Source organism: Pseudomonas sp. FG86 (assembly GCF_057808775.1).
This window is the reverse complement of the sequence record NZ_JBMDIS010000001.1, coordinates 1-17,787: the sequence shown is the minus strand read 5'-3', so window position 1 is coordinate 17,787 and position 17,787 is coordinate 1. Positions and strand designations below refer to the sequence as shown.

Sequence of the window (17,787 nt, the reverse complement as noted above, 5' to 3'; positions counted from 1 at the left end):
CGCGTGTAAGATACGCCGCACTTAGCCAGGGATGCTCACCATGTTCGATTCGCTCAAAGCCATCAGCCGTCGTGTTGTCGGTGTGTTTCTGACTGTGGTGGGGGCCGTTTTCGGTCAATGGCATCCGCCGCTATGGCTGCGTGCCATTGGCCGCGGCCTGGCGAACCTGGGCAACAAAGCCCGCGCTTATCCGCGCCAGGCCGGTGCCGGCGTATTGGGCCTGGTGCTGCTGGCCGCCGCGGCTTTCTATGGCTGGCACTGGTACACCCACCTGCCGCAGCCCCACACCGTGGGCTATTCGCTGCATAAACCCAACCTGACCGACTACACCCAGCAGCCACCGGTTGTGGATAACCTGCAGGTGCGTTTTGCCGAATCCGTGGCACCGTTGGCCGCCATCGGCAAACCCGTGAGCGAGGGCATCAGCCTCAAGCCCGCGATAGCGGGCACGTGGCGTTGGTCGGATGATCGCAGCCTGGTGTTTGTGCCGGAAAAAGACTGGCCCGTTGACGCCCACTACACCCTCGACCTGGCGAAGAAAAGCCTGCTGGCCGACGGCGTGTTGCTCAGCCAGTACAGCAGCCAATTCTCCACCCAGCCGTTCCGCGCCAGCCTGGCGCAAAACGAGCTGTACCAGGACCCATCCAACCCAACCCTGAAACAACTGGTAGCGACCTTCCGTTTTTCCCACCCGGTTGATGAAGAAAGCGTGCGCAAGCGCGTATCGGTCGCCCTCGGAAAAGGCTTGGCCTACCGCGATGCACAGCTGCACAACCGCCCGGAAATCACCTTCGACGACACCAAGCTCAACGCCTTCGTCCGCTCTGCCGCCCTGGCTACACCGCTGGAAAGCACGCCGGTCAGCGCCAAGCTCGATGAAGGCATCAAGGCCCGCGACGGCGGTAACGCCAGCACCGCACCGCTGGTGGCGGAAGTCACCGTACCGGGTCGTTATCGCCTGACCTTTACCGGCGCCGAAGTCAGCTTTGTGGACAACGAACGCGGCGAACCGGAGCCGGTGCTGATGTTCAGCAGTTCCAGTGCCGTAGCCGATGACACCATCGCCAATAAGGTCCAGGCCTGGCTGTTGCCGGAAAAAGCCCAGGACGACACCCGCCCCTATAACAGCAACGATATCGACGATGCCCTGCTCGCCCGCAGCACCAAGGTCAACCTGACCCACGTGCCCAGCGTCGAGCCGCTCAACACCCTGCACGCCTTCAAGTTCAAGGCCCCGGCCGGCCGAGCGCTGTATGTGCGAGTGCCCGCCAACCTGGAAGCCATCGGCGGCTACCTGGCGAAAAACCCCACAGCGTCCCTGATCAGCATGCCGGCGTATCCGCGCACCTTGCAGTTCCTCTCCGACGGCGCCCTGCTCAGCCTCAACGGCGAAAAACGCCTGGGTTTCATGGCCCGTGGCGTGCCGGGTGCCCATGTGGAAATCGCGCGCCTGCTGCCCAACCAATTGCAGCATCTGGTCGACCAAAGCAGCGGCAGCTTCGCCCGGCCTAACTTCGGCAACGAGTATTTCGATCGCATGGTCGAGCGTCAGGCGCTGGATATTCCGCTTTCGTCCAATGACCCGGCGAAAACCGTCTATGACAACGTCGACCTCAGCCATTACCTCACCGCCAACGGCGGTCGTCGCGGCATCTTCGTGCTCAAGCTCAGCCCGCAGGATGAACCGGCCGAACGCACCTTCGATTATTCGCGCAGCAGTACCAGCGACCTGCGCTTTATCGTGGTCACGGACCTGGGGATCATCGCCAAACGCTCCAGCGACGGCAGCCATGATGTGTATGTACAGTCCATCGGCAATGGCTCGCCGGTCGCCGACGCCCAGGTCGATATCATCGGGCGTAACGGTTTGCCGGTCGCCAGCGGCCACACCGATAACGAAGGCCACGCGCATTTCGCCAAGCTCGATGAACTGCGCCGTGAGAAAACGCCGCTGATGTATGTGGTCAGCCGTGGCAATGACCAATCCTTCCTGCCGATTGCCCGTCAGTCCCAGCAGCTGGATCTATCGCGCTTCGATGTCGGCGGCCTGGAAGAGGACGGTGCGATCGATCGTCTCAGCGCCTACTTGTTCACCGACCGTGGCCTGTACCGGCCAGGTGAAACCGCGCACCTGGGCATGATCGTACGCAACGGCAACTGGAAAGGCGCCCTGCAGGGCCTGCCGGTGGAACTGCAGATCACCGACCCACGCGGCCTGGAAGTGATTCGCCAACCGCTGAAGCTGTCCACCAGCGGCTTTGAAGCCTTTGATTTCCCCAGCAGCGAGACCGCCCCCGCCGGGGATTACACCGCCACCTTGCAGTTGATCGGCCAGAAGCAGACCCGCACAGACCTGGGCAGCGTCAGCTTCAAGGTTCGCGATTTCGAGCCGGACCGTATGAAGGTCAGCCTCAGCCTGCATGACACCCCGGTGCTGGGCTGGATTCCACCGGACCAGGTGGTGGCCAAAGTCACCGCGATGCACCTGTTCGGGGCCCCGGCGTCCGGCCGTCGCGTCACCGCGAAAATGTCCCTGAGCCCGACGCTGGCAGCCTTCGATCGCTACCCCGATTATCGCTTCCGCCTCAACAACTCGCTGGACGAGGCCAGCACCGAAGACCTGGCCGAGACCACCGTCGACGATAACGGCCAGGCGCTGCTGGACCTCAACCTGCAACGCTTTGCCAACAGCACCTACCGCCTGCAAGTGATGACCCAGGTATTTGAAGCCGAAGGTGGACGTAACGTGGCGGCGCAAAGTGCGTTGCTGGTGTCGTCCGCGCCCTATCTGGTCGGTGTGAAAAGTCAGGACTCACTGTCGTATGTCGCCAAGGACGCTCCCCGCCAGGTGCACTGGCTGGCCGTGGCGCCGGACCTCACGCCGCTGGCGGTGGATGGCCTGACCAGCGAAGTGGTCGAGCACCGCTACGTCTCGGTGCTGGTCAAGCAGTCCAACGGCACCTACAAATACGAGTCGCGCATCAAGAACATCAGCCAGCCGGCCTCGCCGGTGGTCATGACCCAGGAAGGCGCCAAGCAGACACTGAACACCGCCACGCCGGGCGATTTCACCCTGCAACTCAAGGATGCCAACGGCAACCTGCTCAACCAGATCGACTACAGCGTGGCCGGGCGTGGCAACACTTCGCGCTCCCTGGAACGCAACGCCGAGCTGCAACTGCGCCTGGATAAACGCAGCTACGCCACCGGGGACGAGATCGCGATCAGCATCCGTGCCCCGTATACCGGTGCGGGCCTGATCACCATCGAACGCGACAAGGTCTATACCCAGCAATGGTTCAAGGCCGACAGCACCAACAGCGTGCAACATATCCGCGTTCCCGCAGGGCTTGAGGGCAATGCCTACGTCAACGTGCAGTTTGTACGCGACATGGGTTCGGCCGAGGTGTACATGAGCCCGCTGTCCTATGGCGTGGTGCCGTTCAGCATCAACCTCGACGCACGGCGCATGGCGCTGAAGGTGGAAGGCCCGGCGAAGATCGAGCCGGGGCAGACCCTGGATATCAAGGTCACCGCCGACCGCCCGGGCCGGGCGGTGGTCTACGCGGTGGACGAAGGGATCCTGCAAGTAGCGCGCTACCAGACGCCGGACCCGTTGGGCTTCTTCTTCCAGAAGCGTGCACTGGAGGTCGGCACCAGTCAGATCCTTGACCTGATCCTGCCGGAATTCAGCCGCCTGCTCAGTGGGGCCGCGCCCGGTGGCGATACCGAAGGCGCCCTAGCCAATCACCTCAACCCGTTCAAGCGCAAACATCAGCCGCCTGTGGCCTGGTGGTCCGGGCTGGTGGACCTGCCCGCCGGTGAAAGCGTGCTGCATTACCAGGTGCCAGACAGCTTCAATGGCAAGCTGCACCTGTTTGCGGTGGCCGTGGATGCTGACAGCGTCGGTGTCAGCGAGGCTAACACCGAAGTACGCGGGCCGATCGTCATTACCCCCAACGTACCGGCCTTTGTCGCGCCGGGGGATGTGTTCAACGTGAGTGCCGGGGTGTTCAGCAACCTGGATGCCGCGGCGGATGTGAAGTTTGAAGTGCAGACCAGCGACGGACTGGTAGTCCAGGGCGGCAAGGGCACAACCTTGTCACTGCAACCGCGCAAGGAGGGTACCGCCGAGTTCAAGATCAAGGTCGGCGAGCACCTCGGCTCGGCGGATCTGCGCTTTGTCGCGGTGCTGCCGGACGGCAAGCGTATCCAAGTGGCGGAAACCACGTCGATCCGCCCCCTGAGTGAGCATCGCGTGGCCCTGAGCCTAGGACGTTTCGACAGCGCCAGCAAAGAGCTCAAGCCCACCCGCGAACTGTTCAACCAACTGCGCGATGTACAGGTGGGTGTGGCGGCCTCCCCGTTAGTGTGGGCCAATGGCCTCAAGCACTACCTGGATGATTATGGCTATGCCTGCACCGAACAACTGGTGTCCAAGGCCATGCCAGCGTTGATCTGGGGCGGTACGGCGCCAGAGGCCGAGCAAGCCTTCGGCAGCGCGGTGCGCATGCTGCGCCAACGCCAGAACCAGGCCGGCGGCTTTGGTTTATGGGCGGCCAACCCGGATGTAGCACCCTACGCCAGCCTGTACGCCACCGACTTCCTGATCGAAGCCAAGGAGCGTGGGCTGCCAGTACCGGAAGACCTGTTGGTGCGGGCCAACGCCTATCTGACGGACCTGGCCAACGGCCCGAGCGAAGGCCTGTCGGAATTGCGCAACCGTGCCTACGCCAGTTACCTGCTGAGCCGTCAGGGGATTCTCGTCAGTGGCGCCTTGAGCGATATCCGCGAACGCTACGAAAGCACCTTCAAGGACAGCTGGCAGAACGACCTCGGTGCCGCCTACCTGGCCGCCAGCTACAAGCTGCTCAAGCAGGATCGCCAGGCCGATACGTTGTTGCGCAAAATCCCATGGCGTTCGCTTGTGGATAAGTGGGACAGCGACGGCCTTTATTACGACCCGCTGGTGCACGATGCCGAACACTTGCACCTGCTGGCTCGGCACTTCCCCGAGCTGCTTGACGAGGTACCCACGGCGTTGCTGGATAAACTCGGCAAGCGCCTGAACGAACAGCGCTACAACTCACTCTCGGCCGCCCTGCTCCTGCGGGCCTTGGACAACTATGGCCAGCGCGCGCAAAGCGACATGTCCCTCAAGGCCACCGCGTGGCTGGGTGACAAACAGCAACAATTACTGGAGATGGCCGGCCAGCCACCGCGTGCCGCCGTGCCCGTGGGTACGCAAAAACTGCTGATGGAAAAAACCGAAGGCCCGGCAGCGTTCTACATGCTCAGCGAAGCCGGTTTCGATAAGGGCGCCAAGCTCAAGCCCATCAACAACGGCCTGGAAATCATCCACGAGTACCTTGACCTCAAAGGCGAGCCGGTGAGCAAGGTCGCGGTGGGCGACGAATTCCTCGTACGCCTGCGCCTGCGCGCAACGGATCGCGATCAGGTGCAGCAAGTGGCCGTGGTTGACCTGCTGCCCGGTGGCGTCGAGCCTGTGTATAACTTGCCGCCGGAGCCGGAAACCGCCAGCGGCGAGGACAGCGAAGGTGAAGGCGAAGAGTCTGAATACGTCGAAGACAACCAGGAAGCCGACACCTGGCAAGCGCCGATCGGCGAGACCGCGTTGAGCAACTGGCAGCCGGATTATGTGGATGTACGCGATGATCGGGTGGTGTTGTACGGCACCGCGTTGCGCGATGCAGGCACCTTCGTCTACCGCGTGCGCGCCACCAACGCCGGCACCTTCAATACACCACCGGCCTACGCCGAAGGTATGTACGAAACCACCCTGCAAGGGCGTGGCAAAGTAGGCCAGCTTGAAATTACCAAGCCTTAAGTGCCTGACGCCGCTGCTCGCAGCGGCGGTGGTACTGGCGGGGTTGCGGCTTTGGCCCCATGCCCCGCTGGAACAGGCGGTAACGTCCTCCAGGGTCGTGCTGGCGGATGATGGCTCGCTGCTGCGCATGACCCTGGCGGATGATGGGCAATACCGCCTCTGGCTGCCGCTGGAGCGGATCTCGCCGTCATTGGTCGAAGCCTTGCTGCTCAAGGAAGACCGCAATTTCTATTGGCACCCGGGGATCAATCCCCCGGCGCTGCTGCGCGCGGCCATGGCCACCTACAGCGGCGGACAGCGCCAGGGTGGCTCGACCTTGAGCATGCAACTGGCGCGGCGCCTATGGGACCTCAATACGCGCCAGGTGCCGGGCAAATTGCAGCAGATGGCCTTGGCGTTGTGGCTGGAAGCGCGCTACAGCAAGCACGACATCCTGGAGGCCTACCTGAACCTCGCCCCCATGGGCGGCAATATCGAAGGCGCGGAGGCGGCCAGTCGCATCTATTTTGGCAAGTCAGCGGCGCAGCTTTCGTTATCCGAGGCCCTGGCGCTGGCAGTGATCCCGCAACAGCCGGGAAGGCGTGCGCGCTTCGGCCCCTCGCTGCAAAACGCACGGCTGCGCTTGATGAATGACTGGCGGAGTACTTATCCACAGGACGTGCGTAACGACAGTTTGCTGGACTTGCCCCTGGAAGCACGCAACCGCCAGCAGATTCCGTTCCTGGCACCGCACCTGAGCGAACAACTGCTCGCGTCCCAACCGGGTAACGAACTCAACAGCACCCTCAACCTGCCCTTGCAGCAATTGCTCGAGCGCCTGATCAGCGGGTTTATCGCCGAGCGGCGCAGCACCGGTGTGGAAAACGCCACCGCCATCCTGATCGACAGTCGCGACCAGAGCGTCAAGGCGCTGGTGGGTTCGGCGGATTATTTATCCACAGGCATCCACGGCCAAGTTAACGGCGTGTTGTCGCGCCGCTCGCCTGGGTCGACCCTGAAGCCGTTTCTGTATGGGCTTGCGCTGGACCAAGGGGTGATCCACCCCATGAGCATCCTCAAGGACCTGCCCAGTAGTTTCGGCTACTTCCAACCGGAAAATTTCGACGGCAGTTTTGTCGGGCCACTGACGGCGCGCGATGCGTTGATCCGTAGCCGTAATATCCCGGCCGTGTGGCTGGCCAGCCAGGTGAAATCGCCCTCGCTCTACGGATTACTGCAACAGGCGGGCATCAAGGGCCTGCGCAACGAGAGCCATTACGGCCTGGCGCTCGCGCTGGGTGGCGGTGAGATGACCCCGGAGGAACTGGCGCGGCTGTACGTGATGCTGGCCGGTGACGGTCATTTGCGGCCCTTGCGCTATTTACAGGAACAGCCGCAAACCACCGGAGCGGCGCTGCTCACGCCCCAGGCCGCCTTTATGGTGCGCGACATGCTGCGACGCAACCCGCGCCCGGATGGCCTGCCCGGCCGCCACTGGCGCACTGCCTGGAAGACCGGTACCTCGTGGGGTTTTCACGATGCCTGGAGCGCCGGCCTGGTGGGCCCCTATGTGCTGGTGGTGTGGGTGGGCAACTTCGACGGTCGCCCGAACCCCGCGTTTATTGGCGCCAAGACCGCCGCGCCGCTGTTTTTCCGCATCGCCGATGCCCTGCCCCTGGCCTTGCCCAACACCGTCATCAAGCCCGACAAGCCGCCCGCCGGGCTGGTGCGCATCGACGTGTGCGCCGCGTCCGGCGAGTTGCCCAACCGCTGGTGCCCGCAAACCCGCAAGACCTGGTACATCCCCGGCGTCTCGCCGATTCGCGTGTCCAACCTGCATCGCCCGGTGCTGATCGACACCCGCACCGGCAAGGCCGCGTGCCCGCCGTTCGATCCACAGTACACCCGCGAAGAAGTCTTCGAATTCTGGCCCAGCGACGTGCAACGCCTGTACCGCGCCGCCGGCCTGCCCCGCCGCACGCCGCCCGGCGTGATGAAAAACTGCCAGCCCAACCGCATCAGCGACCAGAGCGAAGCCCCACAGATCCGCTCGCCCCTGACGCAAGTGAGTTATCAGTTGCGCCTGTCCCAACCCCAGGAAAGCATCCCGCTGAACGCGAACGCGGCCAGCGATGCGACGACGCTTTACTGGTTCGCCGACCAAACCCTGATCGGCCAGGGCCCGCCACAAGCCACCTTGAACTGGCGGCCGGGCAAGTCGGGCGAGTATCGGTTGCGGGTCAGTGATGATCAGGGACGGAGTGTGAGCCGGGGGTTGAGGGTGGAGTTTGTGCCTTAGGTGTGGCCATCACCCTCTGCAATCTCCACATAGTTCGACTCCCCACCTCCTGTCGCCCCCGACAACCACCCCCACACGAAACTCAGCGTGGTACGCCCGACAGCATCCACACCGACGATGCCTCGCGACCAGCCGGCCAGCAGTTCACCTTCCAGCGTCAGGCACTGATACAACAGCTCGATAGAGTCTGGACCTGTGACGCGCCCAACCTGCGTACCCAAGCGAATTCGACCGCCTTGGTACGTACCGGAAACCGCATCGCCCTCAACCAGGTAATGAAACACCGTGCCCGCGCCGGATAGCCCGTGGGTGTTGTTGGCGACGGTGAATCGGCGGTTGTTCAAACGCTTGTGGATTTGCGAGGGGGTGTTCATCGAAGGCGCGTCCTTTCGCGGGGGCCTGGAGACCCGGTTGTGGTTATCAACAACATAGTTTGACACAGCCCCTCCCGTAAATCGGGGTCTGTAGGATGATTCGGGGTAAAGGCAACAGCAACATAGATTGACACAGACAGGTCGCACTTCAAATACGGGGTTCGATTGGTAACAACATAGATTGACACAACAGCGAGAGCGTTCATTCAGGCCGAAATATTATGTAAGCGCGACCGGTAACTCACCTGTGCGGAAATAGTCTTTTTTCAGCACAGGCTCAGTGCGATGTCTAAATGCGTGCGCAACCTTCGACCGGTCCCCATCAGCACATAAACTGTGTTTTTTGTTCGAAATAAGCAGTCATGGGTGAAGGAAGCACCCAGCGTTGTTCGGACCCAATCACCAGGCAGGAAGCGGCCTTTACTGTCTTGGATAACGGTCAAAGCGTAAACGAGAGCAGGTATTAGCTGTCTATCCGTAATGGCTTTTCGCTGACGTAGTGTAATGTCGAGATCCAATATTGCCCAATCAGCAACAAGACAATAGGCACTGGAAGGAAAATGCAGACTGGCGAGGTCCACAGCATCTGAGGTGGTAAGTTGGCAACCATCTATTTTCTCACCCGCAGAAAGCACTGAAACATAATCTGCCAAATTCATTTGTACCTCCTGCCGATCAAAAAAACCGATTCGAACGAGAAGCATCATTCAGCTTAGCTCCTAGCGGATCACCAGGTTCCGATGCCGACGGATAGCAGCAGGGTGATCTCATGGCTGTTCCGTCTTCTCCCTTCATCTCACTGAACGGGATGATTTCTATCGAGCTGTCACCGGATAAAGTGGTTTGCGCCAGTACCCAGCTATGCCATTGCCGCGCGTGATCCCTACCTAGCGGTAGGTGCCAATGTGGGTGAAACCTAGTGCTTCATGGATGCCCGTGCATGCCGTATTCGGCAAGGCGACGCCGGTATTAGGCGCATGAAATCCATGTTACTCAAGGAGCGGTAGAAGCCGTTTGGCTGCGACTGAATCAAAATGACATGCCCTCAGACACTTGAATCAGCATTTCTTCGACTAGATGTGTGCCAAAGGTTGTAGTGACCATCGCCAATGGGCTTTCTCCCAAAAAACGGGATTTGGGTTTGGAAAGCCATTGTTTGGCCTTCCCTTTGTCACCGAAGATCACCTCGGCCATGGCGGTAATATGTGCAAACCGGAACAGGCGATCGCTCTCATGCAAAGTTAAAAGCTGATTGGCTGACAGTTTTGTTTTGAGCGTTTTGGGTTGAATGATTCTGTCGCGTTCTTCGTCGCTGAGGGTTCCATCATCACAAAGCATTTTGATCAGGCTGACCGAGAAGCCAGCTACTATCATGTCGTGAATGTCCAGATCCGAAGCATTGACAGCGATATGAAGAAGCGTCTCCAGCCGCATGCGGTAAGCATGATAGGCATCCTGACGCAGGACGCCTGCAAACATGGGCCGCACTGATGTTGCGTTGCGCACGGGCGTCAGGACTAATGTGCCATTCAATACCGTTAGCTCCAGGTCGTCCCCAACACCTAACCTCATTTGGTCAAGCAACTCTTGAGGCAGATCAATGATGATGTCGCCAGTACCGTCCTCAGTTTTCTGGCATTTGACTATCCAGCGCTCAGTTTCACTCATGATCGTCCGGCCCTCATCCGCCATCAGAGAATGACACACATCATTATGCTTGGGCCCAGAGCTGACCAAAGGAACGCGCAATCCGCTGGTAGACAGGCACTGCCGCTGCTCGAACGCCGGCTAGCGAGTGAAACAGCAAAAAATGTGGCAATGGCTATACCTGCCTTTCCACCTTCACATGGTTAAGAGCCTGAGCGTGATCAGGTAACTACACGAAAAGGATATGACATGCACCCTGATGAGCTTTATGTTTCCGTCGACGTCGAGACTTCTGGGCCTATACCCGGCGAATACAGCCTGCTTTCCATTGGAGCTTGTCTTGTAGCCCAACCTGAAACGTCCATCTATCTTGAACTACGACCTGACAGTCCGAAACACGACCCCGAAGCGCTGGCAGTATCGGGGCTGAGTTTGGAGAAGCTGGAGCGCGATGGCCTCGCTCCGCAACAGGCGATGCTGACATTTGATAAGTGGCTGAAGTCGTCCTGCAAAACGGGGCAAAAGGTCATTTTCGTAGGACTCAATGCACCGTTTGACTGGTCATTCGTCAACTACTACTTTCATAAATACTTGGAAACCAACCCCTTTGGTTTTACCGCTATCGACATGAAGGCCTACTTTATGGGCGCTGTAGGTTGCAGCTGGCAGGAAACAAAATCATCTAAAATGACCGCTGCGCTGAAGCCACTCAGCGAGCCGAACCATAACGCATTGGATGATGCTCGCTTTCAGGCAGAGCTATTCGCCCTGATGCTAGCGGGTAAAGCTAAACGCTGACCTGCCTTCCACCCTCACGGACTTAAAGCTCATCTGACCCAGGTTGCCTCTACATATCTGCCGTCCCTGAACGACCACGCCTTGATACCTTCGGGTTTTTCGGACTTGCCGACAATAACGGCTATCGGGCGCGGCAGATCCTGCGTGTAACGTGCAGCAAATTTTGAGAAGCTGCCGATATCTGCCGGAGAGATCACCGGAACGAATTGGGGATGCGTATGCCAATACCCCACTAGACGTAACCCTTGTTCGTTGGCAGCCTGGATCTCCTGGCGGCAACGCTCCGCATCCAACTCTAGCCAAGACCAGCCTGACCGATCGGCGCGATGAGGCACCGTGGCCAAGGCCAGCAGCAACCCTTTCGGATCAACCGGGTTGACAAATAACTGTCCCCCTCGCTCCACGCCAAAAAGGCCCTGCCGATGACTAACCAAGATGTCCGCGACAGCTTGGGACACCAATAGCTCGGAATTCACCTCCGGCCATCGCCAGCGCCATGCGATATCCGTCATACCGTTTCGTCCTTATCTTCCGGCCATCCACGCTCGAGTAGGATTTGCTGCGCCCCCTCTGGCAGTTTGGGCCCTTGGTATTGGCCTCCCAGGCTCAGCACATCTTCAGGTCTGTAAATGCTGCTGATCCAAGATGCAGTGGCGATGTTGCCAGTCAATGCGCGTAGGGCCGTGTGCGACACCATAGAGGCGATATTGGTCATCCCCAGTGAGCCACCTGGGATGAAGCTCTCCCCACAGGCGGGCAGCGGAACAACACCTCCTCCCGGCCATTCTGTGAATCTATGCACGAAATCGCCGACGTCCGTGAATAGATGACGGCCATCAAAGGTGCCGGCTGGTGCAAATAGCGCATGACCTACTTGGGTATGCGGTTCGCTCCAGGCTTGTACAAGCCCCCAAGGAGCACCGCTGGATTTGACTCGCCATACAGTGACTTCCGACTGCCAGTCTGCTGTCGTGATCACCACCAGATCTGCGTTATCGAACACTTCTGGTTTGCTGCTCATTACCACTTCGGCAAAAGTCGAATATGCGGTGCATTCTGTCGTTGGAAGATCTAACAGAATCTTGCCCCTTAACGCTGAAGCTTTCAGTCTCCCTAGACTATCCGCTCCCAGAACGTGCCTCCCCAGATTGGCTGACACCAAGGTGTCAGGATCGATGAGAGTAAGGTGGCCAACACCGGATCGTGCCAACTGTATTGCTACCGCACTGCCTAGCGAGCCAACACCAACGCAAACTACCCGAGCATTTTCGAGGCGCTGTGCTGTGCCGCTTATATCGCGGGACAGAATGGACGCTCGATCAAGCACGTCCAGGGTAGTTGCTCGAACGAGCGCCGGTGGATGTGCATTTGCGATAGCTGGCCGGCGCCGCGCTGTACGCAGGCCAAACTTTGCCCCCCGCTCCTGCTGTACGCCGAGCGAGTGCACATTCAGGCAATATGTTGGAGCATCTGCCCCTCCTGGAAGCTCCAGAACAATCCATCGACTCGCCAACGTTCCATTCTGCTCAAACCATGCCAGCAATTGCTCGGCATCGTCGGGTTTAAGGTGGGGCGTTAGCCACGGCAATAAATCTTCTGGATCCGGGGTGCGGATATCCGGATAAGTCTGAAGCTTGACGTAAAAACCGGGAGTTTCGGCCGCGCGAATGACAGCGGAACGCCCGACAACCCGTCGGTAATGCCCTTTGAGTGCAGCTACGTTCGATGCTAACCAAACCGTTTCCTGACCGGATGGCACAGCCCGGCGCGGATCGCTGAGTGCAAACAACTGCGAGGCAGCCTGAGGTCGATCCAACAGTAAAAGGTTCTGGAATGACTGACCGTGCTGAAAAGACCAGTAGGTAGTGATCTCATTCTGAAATTCGATATCGCGCGTTGCCTGGCTTGATCCCAGCTTGGACAACGAAACGATCTGTGCCAAGCGAGCAAGGCTGTCCTCTACCACGACCTCCGGGGAGCCCATGATGGGGCGTTCCTGAAAGCCATGAAGGCAAAGCCCCGACTTGGTGGCATGCGGCCAAACCAGCCATGGAGAGGGTTCGACGTTTAGGCGCAAGAGCCCACGGGGAAAGTTGGAGGGGAAACCAATACGCAGTCGCCGCTCCTGCCCCGTGTAATCGATGGGCAAGGGGAAGTGAAAGCACGCCGCTTCGTCAGCCCGCATGGGTGCGGGCTGGAGCAATGCATCGGCAGCATCCTGACCTAGGGCGTTTCGCAGTGCGGCGATTCCGTGCTGCAATGGCGTCTTAATAGGATCAGCCAAGGCGTCCAACTGGCTTTACGCTCGACTGAGAGGTTCCGCCACCGCTGGCCCCTCCGAAGAGCGAACCCATCGAAGCAGAGTTTCGAGTAGTGCCATCCGGTCGGCCGGGCATCGTCCAATTCGCAGGGATTTCATTGTTCACTGCCGTGATGAATGCCGGTGCTATACCGAAATTCTTTTTCACTGCCTCGGCAAAGGAATCATTGGATTCAAAACTTTCCAAACCTAATGACACAGACGCACTGGCGTCCGCATGCCACTTGGCGAATGCCTGACGATAGCCTTGCCCCTCGCCCGGTCGATTCCACTTCTCTGCAAAGTTTTCGCCGTTATCGGCAGGGTTGCAGACATAGCAGTCGCTACCTCTATGCGCGATGTGCTGCGGCATTCTGCGAACGATTTCCAAAATTGCATCGAGCGGTGCCAGAGGCTTCGACTGCGACTCCTTTACGACATCCAGGTATGCGTGCGTAGCTAGGGTGGTGATGACCGCAGATATTGGGCGAGTATCAGCGCTCCTTGTCTTGATGGCCCATTCATCGCGATGCCGCTTGAGCAGCTTAATTGTCGCACGCAGGGGATCTTGATCGATGTAATCCTGATAATGCGGCAAAGGATCTTGTGTCGCGGCATCAAGCATCCGCTGGCTTTTGGCAACCACCAAGCTTTCCAAAGAGATTTCCTGGGCAGAAGCAACCTGCAACCAATTCGAGTAAGGGATAGGGCTGCTTGCTTTCCACCCTGTGACCCGATCCGGAACCTCTAGCTTACCCTCGCCGTTTGCTTCGCCATTTCCGTTGATCGCGCGGGCAGGCGTGACATCAATGTGGAAACCTGGATTTTCGTCGGCATAAACGATCCGGATGCCACGACGTAATTGCTTAACTTCTTCCTGAACGCGGGAGCCTTCCCTAAAACGCTGCTCAATCGCTTCTAGAACTTCCTTCGCACCAGCGCCTTGAGCGTGAGGGAGCCAGATAATCGCGTCCGCATCAATGGTGTCCAGATCCGCAGGCGCGCCGGGGATTGGCTTGATGGTCGTTTTCAACCGCATCGAGCCTTGCACAAAGATATGGGCCTCAGCGAGCAGCGGGTTGTCGGAAGCCGAGAGGATTTTTTCCAGTTGGGAGTAGCGGTCATTAATTTTTTCGTACTGCGCTTCCGACAGCGAGATTTCCCGCGCAGCGCGAAGCAGAAAATATTCCCAACTGCTGCGCTTGGTCTGTTCGTTGCTCAACAGCATTTACCTAGCCTCCTGGGCCACCGAGCCCAATTGCAGTGTTTGCGTAAACCGATCTTGGTTTTCTTTGTCCCGATCGAAGATCAGGTACGTATGTTGATGCTGCGTTGTGAGCAACGCGCCAAACTCGATGGCAAATGCCGCAGGAATAGCGGCGAAGACGTGAATAGGGTCAGGAGTCGAAGCTTCAAGCTGGCTCAGTCGTATTTGAAGTGCGTCACGAAAGGCATGAATCACCCGACGGTTTTGTACCATCGCATAGCTTGGCTCTGGGATCGACAGCTCTGCAATACGTGCACCGGGTAGAGCGTCGGTCACGTCGCGAACTGGAACTTGCGCAGAAATGGAGAGCACCAACGCCAGTGGACCATCGCCGTTGGGTGGAGGCGTAAACAGAAAACTGGGCGACTCAGCAGACTGATCGGGCCAGCGCAAAAGATGCTCGCGGTGAAAAGAGAAGATTAAGCGTTTGGAACGATCGCCGATGCTCTGGCCCAACATCATCAAAGCTGGGATATCGGCCAAGCCTACTACTGCTAGCGCGGGCGAGTCGCCATAGGTGCCGCCGCGACGCTTGAGTTGCTGCTCCAGCTCATACTGGATGCTGTCTTTGACGTTCTGCCAATAGGCAGCGTCCCTGCCGCGCGGTCCGGGCGCAGGGAAGGCAATTTTGATGCCTTGATCGAAGGCGGTTAATCCCTCCGCAGACATCGCAGTCAACAGATCGCGAACGGGAATATCGTTGATCGTCTGGAAATGCTGACTCTGGACAATGAGAGGAATCGCTCTGCCACCATCAGGGGTCGTTGCGGCGATTCGGATGCGCTCTAGGTATGCTTGGTGTAAACCACTCAAATCATTTTCAGGATAACCGTCTGCGTCACGATCAATTTTGTCATGACAGCCTGGGCACAGGAGCATCAGGTTAGCAGTATCGTTCGTGTGCGCCTCAGCATCATGATCCGCGCGTCCCCGAGGGCCTTTGGGACTGGCGGGCAGGATATGCGCCACTTCGCCCCATTTCATTGGCTTGCCGGCACGATAATCGAACGTCAGATCCGTGCCGCACAGTTCACAATGACCAGCGGTCTGTGTCCATACGATCCGCTTCGTCTCATCATTTGTGTTGAAACGCCCGCTTGCGGGTTTAGCGTCTTCTTGTTCTGCCATTCCGACCTACCCCAGAGAAACATCCATGATTGAAAATGATGATGGCAATATAAGATCATATTAAGGTCATTCGCCTCGATTTCAAGAGTGATCTGAGGGTGACGAATGCTGAGTCGGCTTTGAGCAGGATGCTGTTTGTGGCTCATCGAGACGCAGTGGCGGCAGCGTTCGTTTTTCTGGCAAGTGCAGGTGGGTAACGGCACTGACCACAGCGTATGTATCGAAATTAGCGAGTTTATGCAAAAGACATAAACTTGCTAATTTCAATACATACCGCGCGTAGGACCGATGAAAACGGGCTGTGCAGCTCAAACGAGGCTGCAAGCGCAGCCCCTTTTGTATGCATTTTTACGCGTCAGTGCTTGCCAGACTAAACGGACAAGTGTCGACGACGCATGAGGTGATACGCCGCCGGGATCACAAACAGCGATAGCAAGGGCGCCGTAACCATACCTCCAATCATCGGGGCGGCAATGCGGCTCATCACCTCGCTGCCGGTACCGCTTCCCAAAAGTATTGGTAACAAACCAGCGATAACCACCGCAACGGTCATGGCCTTGGGTCGAACGCGCTGCACAGCGCCTTCACGAATCGCGGCCATCAACCCGCGTTCTGTGTTGTCACCGAAGTCTTGACGCTCGGTCCATGCATTTTTCAGGTAGAGCAGCATGATCACGCCAAATTCGGCAGAAACACCGGCCAAGGCGATAAAGCCGACACCAGTGGCGACCGACAGGTTGAATCCCAATAGATAGAGAAACCATACCCCACCAGTCAGTGCGAATGGCAGAGTGGCCATGATCAGCAAGGCCTCATCGAAGCGAGCAAAGGTTAAATAAAGCAGCACGAAGATGATCAACAGCGTGGCAGGCACCACCAGCTTGAGTCGTGCGTTGGCCCTTTCGAGAAATTCGAACTGTCCTGCGTAGCTCAAGCTCATACCAGGCTGCAACTTAACCTGCTCGCTGACGACCCGTCGTAGATCGGCGACTACCGAAGCAATATCCCGTCCCCGCACGTCGATGTACACCCAGCCTGAAGGTCGGGCGTTTTCACTCTTAAGCATCGGCGGACCATCGCTGACCTTGATCTTCGCAACGGTGCCAAGGGTGATCTGGCTGCCTAGCGGGGTGTAGATCGGCAACTGCTCCAAAGCGCCGAGCGAATCCCGCCACTCACGAGGGTAACGTACGTTAATTGGGAAACGAGCCAACCCTTCAATCGTCTCCCCGACATTTTCACCGCCGATTGCGCCGGCCACGATCGATTGCACATCGGCAATATTTAACCCATAACGGGCCGCAGCTTTACGATCGATATCCACATCAATATAGCGGCCACCGGTCAGTCGTTCGGCCAACGCTGAACTCACACCTGAGACGTCCTTGGCAACACGTTCGATGGCTTGGGTGACGGCATCGATCTCCGTCAGGTTGGTACCGGCAACCTTCACACCAATAGGGCTTTTTATGCCAGTGGCCAGCATGTCGATGCGGTTACGAATCGGCGGTATCCAGATGTTGGTCAATCCTGGGACACGCACCACTTGGTCTAGCTCCTCAACGAGCTTTTCTTGGGTCATGCCTGGGCGCCACTGCTCGTGTGGTTTGAATTGGATGGTGGTCTCGAACATTTCCAAAGGTGCGGGGTCAGTCGCGGTTTCAGCGCGGCCGGCTTTTCCGAAAACGTGTTCGACCTCTGGAACTGTCTTTATCAGACGGTCAGTCTGTTGAAGCAGTTGCGCTGCCTTCTGCGCCGATAATCCAGGCAGAGCTGATGGCATATAGAGCAGGTCGCCTTCGTCCAGCGGGGGAAGAAACTCACCACCCAGACGAGAGATCGGCCACAACGCGCTGACAAAGACTAGCAACGCAACCAGCAGCGTTACTTTAGGTCGACGTAATACGGCGTCCAGAGCGGGCTCGTAGATCCGGATCAACCAGCGATTTAGCGGATTCTGTTGCTCATTGGGAATTCGTCCACGAATCCAATACCCCATCAACACCGGTACGAGAGTTACCGACAGTCCAGCCGCCGCGGCCATAGCGTAGGTTTTGGTAAACGCTAATGGACCGAATAGACGTCCTTCCTGGGCCTCCAGCGTGAACACCGGAATGAACGACAGGGTGATGATCAGCAGACAGAAGA

General features: G+C 58.4%; 11 protein-coding genes. 3 read left to right on the top strand and 8 right to left on the bottom strand.

From position 1 onward, the window contains the following. The first annotated feature begins 40 nt into the window (after positions 1-40). Positions 41-5,848 carry an alpha-2-macroglobulin gene (locus tag ACODSV_RS00055; RefSeq protein WP_150095215.1) on the top strand — a complete coding sequence of 1,936 codons (5,808 nt, stop codon included), beginning with the start codon at positions 41-43 and terminating at the stop codon, positions 5,846-5,848. Beyond that, a complete protein-coding gene (gene pbpC, locus ACODSV_RS00050) occupies positions 5,829-8,126 on the top strand; it encodes a penicillin-binding protein 1C (protein WP_150095216.1) in 2,298 nt (765 codons plus the stop codon). Before ACODSV_RS00055 ends, pbpC begins: the two co-directional genes overlap by 20 nt. Here the strand turns inward: pbpC and ACODSV_RS00045 are convergent. The 3 genes from ACODSV_RS00045 to ACODSV_RS00035 form a co-directional block, all read right to left on the bottom strand. Beyond that, positions 8,123-8,500: an avidin-fold protein gene (locus tag ACODSV_RS00045; protein WP_069077313.1), complete on the bottom strand. Its 378-nt coding sequence runs from the start codon at positions 8,498-8,500 to the stop codon at positions 8,123-8,125. The two genes, pbpC and ACODSV_RS00045, sit on opposite strands and share 4 nt — an antisense overlap. 266 nt (positions 8,501-8,766) lie before the next feature. Further along, complete coding sequence (locus tag ACODSV_RS00040) at positions 8,767-9,207, bottom strand: DUF6957 family protein (protein ID WP_050587201.1); 441 nt, start codon at positions 9,205-9,207, stop codon at positions 8,767-8,769. A gap of 322 nt (positions 9,208-9,529) precedes the next feature. Then, a complete protein-coding gene (locus tag ACODSV_RS00035) occupies positions 9,530-10,168 on the bottom strand; it encodes an antitoxin Xre/MbcA/ParS toxin-binding domain-containing protein (RefSeq protein WP_223817814.1) in 639 nt (212 codons plus the stop codon). A 228-nt stretch (positions 10,169-10,396) separates the two neighbouring features. On the opposite strand from ACODSV_RS00035, the gene ACODSV_RS00030 reads away from it, so the two are divergent. Beyond that, positions 10,397-10,945, top strand: a complete 549-nt coding sequence (locus ACODSV_RS00030; protein WP_150054195.1) for a 3'-5' exonuclease — start codon at positions 10,397-10,399, stop codon at positions 10,943-10,945. A 29-nt stretch (positions 10,946-10,974) separates the two neighbouring features. Here the strand turns inward: ACODSV_RS00030 and ACODSV_RS00025 are convergent, their stop codons facing one another. From ACODSV_RS00025 to ACODSV_RS00005, 5 genes are all read right to left on the bottom strand, one after another. After that, the gene (locus tag ACODSV_RS00025) at positions 10,975-11,457 is read right to left on the bottom strand and encodes a Mov34/MPN/PAD-1 family protein (RefSeq protein WP_150054196.1); all 483 of its coding nucleotides are present in this window, start codon (positions 11,455-11,457) and stop codon (positions 10,975-10,977) included. Continuing rightward, a complete protein-coding gene (locus tag ACODSV_RS00020) occupies positions 11,454-13,238 on the bottom strand; it encodes a HesA/MoeB/ThiF family protein (protein ID WP_150054197.1) in 1,785 nt (594 codons plus the stop codon). The genes ACODSV_RS00025 and ACODSV_RS00020 overlap by 4 nt, the downstream gene beginning before the upstream one ends. Continuing rightward, the gene (locus ACODSV_RS00015; protein ID WP_019334920.1) at positions 13,222-14,472 is read right to left on the bottom strand and encodes a nucleotidyltransferase domain-containing protein; all 1,251 of its coding nucleotides are present in this window, start codon (positions 14,470-14,472) and stop codon (positions 13,222-13,224) included. The genes ACODSV_RS00020 and ACODSV_RS00015 overlap by 17 nt, the downstream gene beginning before the upstream one ends. Next, positions 14,473-15,639 carry an SAVED domain-containing protein gene (locus tag ACODSV_RS00010; RefSeq protein WP_032901848.1) on the bottom strand — a complete coding sequence of 389 codons (1,167 nt, stop codon included), beginning with the start codon at positions 15,637-15,639 and terminating at the stop codon, positions 14,473-14,475. A 370-nt stretch (positions 15,640-16,009) separates the two neighbouring features. Then, the coding region (locus tag ACODSV_RS00005; RefSeq protein WP_489045438.1) for an efflux RND transporter permease subunit at positions 16,010-17,787 on the bottom strand (1,778 nt) is incomplete at its 5' end.

Bases quoted from the DNA above. Each gene is read 5' to 3' on its own strand.
- ACODSV_RS00055 (WP_150095215.1), top strand. From the start codon at position 41: ATGTTCGATTCGCTCAAAGCCATCAGCCGTCGTGTTGTCGGTGTGTTT.
- ACODSV_RS00045 (WP_069077313.1), bottom strand. From the start codon at position 8,500: ATGAACACCCCCTCGCAAATCCACAAGCGTTTGAACAACCGCCGATTC.
- ACODSV_RS00040 (WP_050587201.1), bottom strand. From the start codon at position 9,207: ATGATGCTTCTCGTTCGAATCGGTTTTTTTGATCGGCAGGAGGTACAA.
- ACODSV_RS00035 (WP_223817814.1), bottom strand. From the start codon at position 10,168: ATGAGTGAAACTGAGCGCTGGATAGTCAAATGCCAGAAAACTGAGGAC.
- ACODSV_RS00030 (WP_150054195.1), top strand. From the start codon at position 10,397: ATGCACCCTGATGAGCTTTATGTTTCCGTCGACGTCGAGACTTCTGGG.
- ACODSV_RS00025 (WP_150054196.1), bottom strand. From the start codon at position 11,457: ATGACGGATATCGCATGGCGCTGGCGATGGCCGGAGGTGAATTCCGAG.
- ACODSV_RS00015 (WP_019334920.1), bottom strand. From the start codon at position 14,472: ATGCTGTTGAGCAACGAACAGACCAAGCGCAGCAGTTGGGAATATTTT.
- ACODSV_RS00010 (WP_032901848.1), bottom strand. From the start codon at position 15,639: ATGGCAGAACAAGAAGACGCTAAACCCGCAAGCGGGCGTTTCAACACA.